The sequence below is a fragment of the Cellulomonas sp. A375-1 genome (assembly GCF_001040865.1).
GTDB lineage: Bacteria > Actinomycetota > Actinomycetes > Actinomycetales > Cellulomonadaceae > Cellulomonas > Cellulomonas gelida.
In genome coordinates this window covers 1-3,235 of sequence record NZ_LFKW01000040.1, presented here as the reverse complement: position 1 = coordinate 3,235, position 3,235 = coordinate 1, and the positions used below count along the sequence as shown (strand labels likewise).

Sequence of the window (3,235 nt, the reverse complement as noted above, 5' to 3'; positions counted from 1 at the left end):
GCGTTCGCCCACGCGTCCGCGGCGGCGCGGTGCGCGCGGGCCGAGGCGAGCGTGGCGGCGCGCGTCTGCTCCGGACCCCGTGCGGCGAGCACCTCGAGCGCGTAGCCGGCCTCGTCGTGCGCCCGCGCGAGCGGCCCGGCGACGTCGGCGTCGACCTCCGGCGGGACGACGACCTGCTCCGGCACCGCGGGCCCGGGGGAGTCCTCGCCGAGCGCGCTCGCGAGCCGGTCGGTGAGGTCCGCGCGGGAGACGGCCACCGAGGCGATCAGGCGCGCGAGCGGTCCGTCTGTCGTGCTGTTCGCGTCGGTGCCCGCGGTCGTCGTGGTGTCGCCGAGCAGCGCGAGCACGTCCTGCGCCGTGGTCGTCGCGACCGTCGGGGTGGGCGACGGCGTGGGGGCCTCGTCGGGGTCGGCCTCGAGCCCCGAGTCGTACTCGCCCCCGAGCGCCGCGACGTGCTGCTCCGAGAACGTGACGACCTGGTCGAGCAGGGGCAGGACCTGCTCGTCGGTCGTGGTGGTCAGCGCGTCCTGCGCTGCGGACTGCAGCGCGAGGGCGTCGTCGACCGTGCGGGCGCGCACCTGCTCGAGCGCGTCGGGTGACGGCTCGACCGGAGGCGGGGTCTCGAGCCGGAGCCCGCACCCCGACAGCACGAGCGCGGTCACGGCGAGGACGGCGCCCAGCGCCGCACGGCGGGCCGCGAACCCTCGTCGGGGACGCGTGATCCTCGCCACCCGCGAGGTGGTCGGTGCTGCGCAGATCGTGGTGCTCATCGCGGGCGATCCTCCCACGCGAGGGCGCGTCGGCCCGGCACCGCCCGGCGCGGGCCGCCGGAGTCGTTACCCTGGTGCGACAACCAGTGGGTCGCACGTCCGGCCCCGCACACGAAGGAGGCGGTCATGGTCGCAGCAGCCGCATCCGCGCAGCGGGTCAACGACGTGCTCGTCCCGGTCGTCGTCGCCGAGGGTCTCGTGCTCGAGGAGGTGCGCGTGCGCCGGATCGGCGGAGGCGTGCTCGTCGAGGTCCTCGTGGGGCAGACCGAGGACGACGAGCGCGAGCTCGACCTCGACCGGATCGCCGACGTGACCCGCGCCGTCTCCGACGCGCTCGACGCGTCCGACCCCGTCGCGGGGGAGTACACCCTCGAGGTCGGGACGCGCGGCGCCGACAGCCCGCTCGTCGAGCGCCGGCACTTCGTGCGCGCCGTCGGGCGTGCCGTGCGCGTGCGCCTCGCCGACGGGACGTCCCTGACGGGTCGGCTGACCGGCGTCGAGGACGACGCGATCGTCGTCGTGCCGGTCACCCCGGGCGTCAAGGGGCGGCCGCCGCGCGTCGGCGCCCCGGTCACGATCGTGCTCGACGAGGTCGCGGACGCGCGCGTCGAGGTGGACATGTCGGGGCTCGGTCCCGACGACGACGGCGGCGACGACGCCGGACAGGAGAGCTGATGGACATCGACATGCAGGCCCTGCGGCTGCTCGAGCGGGAGCGTGAGATCAGCCTCGACGTGCTCGTCTCCGCCATCGAGCAGGCGCTGCTGTCCGCGTACCACCGCACGCCGGGCGCCCACCAGCGCGCGCGCGTCGAGGTGGACCGGCGCTCGGGCCACGTCACCGTGTGGGCGCGCGAGGCCGCACCGGTCGACGAGGACGGGCACACGCTGTCCGAGCCGCCGGAGTTCGACGACACCCCCGCCGGCTTCGGCCGGATCGCGACCGCGACCGCGCGGCAGGTGATCGTCCAGCGGCTCCGCGACGCCGAGGACGACCAGGTGCTCGGCACGTTCCGCGGCAAGGAGGGCGAGGTCCTGGGTGGTGTCATCCAGCAGGGCCCCGACCCGCGCGTCGTGCTCGTCGACGTCGGCGGCACGGAGGCCGTGCTGCCGCCGCACGAGCAGGTGCCGTCGGAGACCTACGTGCACGGCGAGCGCATCCGCGGCTACGTGCTCGAGGTCGCGCGCGGCTCGCGCGGACCGCAGGTGACGCTGTCGCGCACGCACCCGGGCCTGGTGCGCAAGCTGTTCGAGCTCGAGGTGCCCGAGGTCGCCGACGGCACGGTCGAGATCACCGCGCTGGCCCGCGAGGCCGGCCACCGCTCGAAGATGGCCGTGCGGGCCAACGTGCCGGGCGTCAACGCCAAGGGCGCGTGCATCGGCCCCATGGGTGGTCGCGTCCGTGCCGTGATGGCCGAGCTGCGTGGCGAGAAGATCGACATCGTCGACCACTCCGACGACCCGGCGGAGATGGTGGCGCACGCGCTGTCGCCCGCGCGAGTGATCTCGGTCACGGTCGTGGACGAGGCGGCGCGGGCCGCGCGCGTGATCGTGCCGGACTACCAGCTGTCGCTCGCGATCGGCAAGGAGGGCCAGAACGCCCGCCTGGCCGCGAAGCTCACCGGCTGGCGCATCGACATCCGGTCCGACGCGGAGGTCCCGGCCGACGACGTCGCGGACGACGACCGCGGCCCGGACCCCTCGGCGGACGACGTCGGGTGAGCCGCAGGGGTAGACTGAGCGAGGCTGGGCCGGATGCCCGGCAGTCCCCGCATGCTGGAACGCGGCTCCCGGACGTCCCTGAGCGCCTCACGAGGCGGTCGGCGGGTGTCCCGGTCCGCACGTGCGTGGGGTGCCGAGCGACCGGCCTCAGGTCCGCCCTGCTGAGGGTGGTCGCCGTCGCGGACGGCACGGGAGAGCCCGTGCTGGTCGTGGACGTCGACCGCACGATGCCGGGCCGGGGTGCCTGGCTGCACCCCGATCCTGGATGCCTTGAGATCGCCACGCGCCGACGAGCGTTCGGTCGGGCCCTGCGCCTGCAGGCCCCGCCGGACGCCTCTGCCGTGCGGAGCCATCTCGAGCACCATGTCACGACGCCGGGAGCACCGGCGCCGACCGTCAATCAGGGAAGCGGGTTGGAAGCCGATGGCGACCCGATGAGCACGCTCCGATGAGTGCCCAGCGATGAGCACCGTGATGAGCACTGTCATGAGCAGCAAGAACTAACCACGGTCCGACCCTGTCCGGGCGGGCCGAGACAGGGAGAGAAGTGGCCAAGCTTCGCGTCTACGAGCTCGCGAAGGAGCTCGGGGTCGACAGCAAGACCATCATGACGAAGCTCACCGACATGGGTGAGTTCGTTCGTTCGGCGTCTTCGACGATCGAGCCCCCCGTCGTGCGCAAGCTGCGCGACGAGTACCCCGCCGCCGGTGGCGCTGCCCAGCAGCCCGCGGCACGTCCCGCGAC

5 protein-coding genes are annotated in these 3,235 nt (G+C 74.3%); 4 read left to right on the top strand and 1 reads right to left on the bottom strand.

The features are described 5' to 3' along the window. On the bottom strand, nucleotides 1-770 hold a 770-nt coding region (locus CWIS_RS04670; protein ID WP_048342092.1), incomplete at its 3' end, for a hypothetical protein. Between the two features lie 126 nt (nucleotides 771-896). Between CWIS_RS04670 and rimP the strand changes: the two genes are divergently transcribed. The 4 genes from rimP to CWIS_RS04650 form a co-directional block, all read left to right on the top strand. Next, nucleotides 897-1,445 carry a ribosome maturation factor RimP gene (gene rimP / locus CWIS_RS04665; RefSeq protein ID WP_048342091.1) on the top strand — a complete coding sequence of 183 codons (549 nt, stop codon included), beginning with the start codon at nucleotides 897-899 and terminating at the stop codon, nucleotides 1,443-1,445. Further along, nucleotides 1,445-2,491, top strand: coding sequence for a transcription termination factor NusA (gene nusA, locus CWIS_RS04660; protein WP_048342090.1), 1,047 nt, complete (start codon nucleotides 1,445-1,447; stop codon nucleotides 2,489-2,491). The genes rimP and nusA overlap by 1 nt, the downstream gene beginning before the upstream one ends. Next, nucleotides 2,488-2,943 (top strand): YlxR family protein, encoded by a 456-nt coding sequence (locus tag CWIS_RS04655; protein WP_082156222.1) that lies wholly within the window; start codon nucleotides 2,488-2,490, stop codon nucleotides 2,941-2,943. The genes nusA and CWIS_RS04655 overlap by 4 nt, the downstream gene beginning before the upstream one ends. 95 nt (nucleotides 2,944-3,038) lie before the next feature. Then, nucleotides 3,039-3,235: translation initiation factor IF-2 N-terminal domain-containing protein (locus CWIS_RS04650; protein ID WP_048342089.1), on the top strand; the 197-nt coding region annotated here is incomplete at its 3' end.

What these genes read in the sequence shown, in the direction of transcription:
- rimP (WP_048342091.1), top strand. Translation starts at nt 897, where the DNA reads ATGGTCGCAGCAGCCGCATCCGCGCAGCGGGTCAACGACGTGCTCGTC.
- nusA (WP_048342090.1), top strand. Translation starts at nt 1,445, where the DNA reads ATGGACATCGACATGCAGGCCCTGCGGCTGCTCGAGCGGGAGCGTGAG.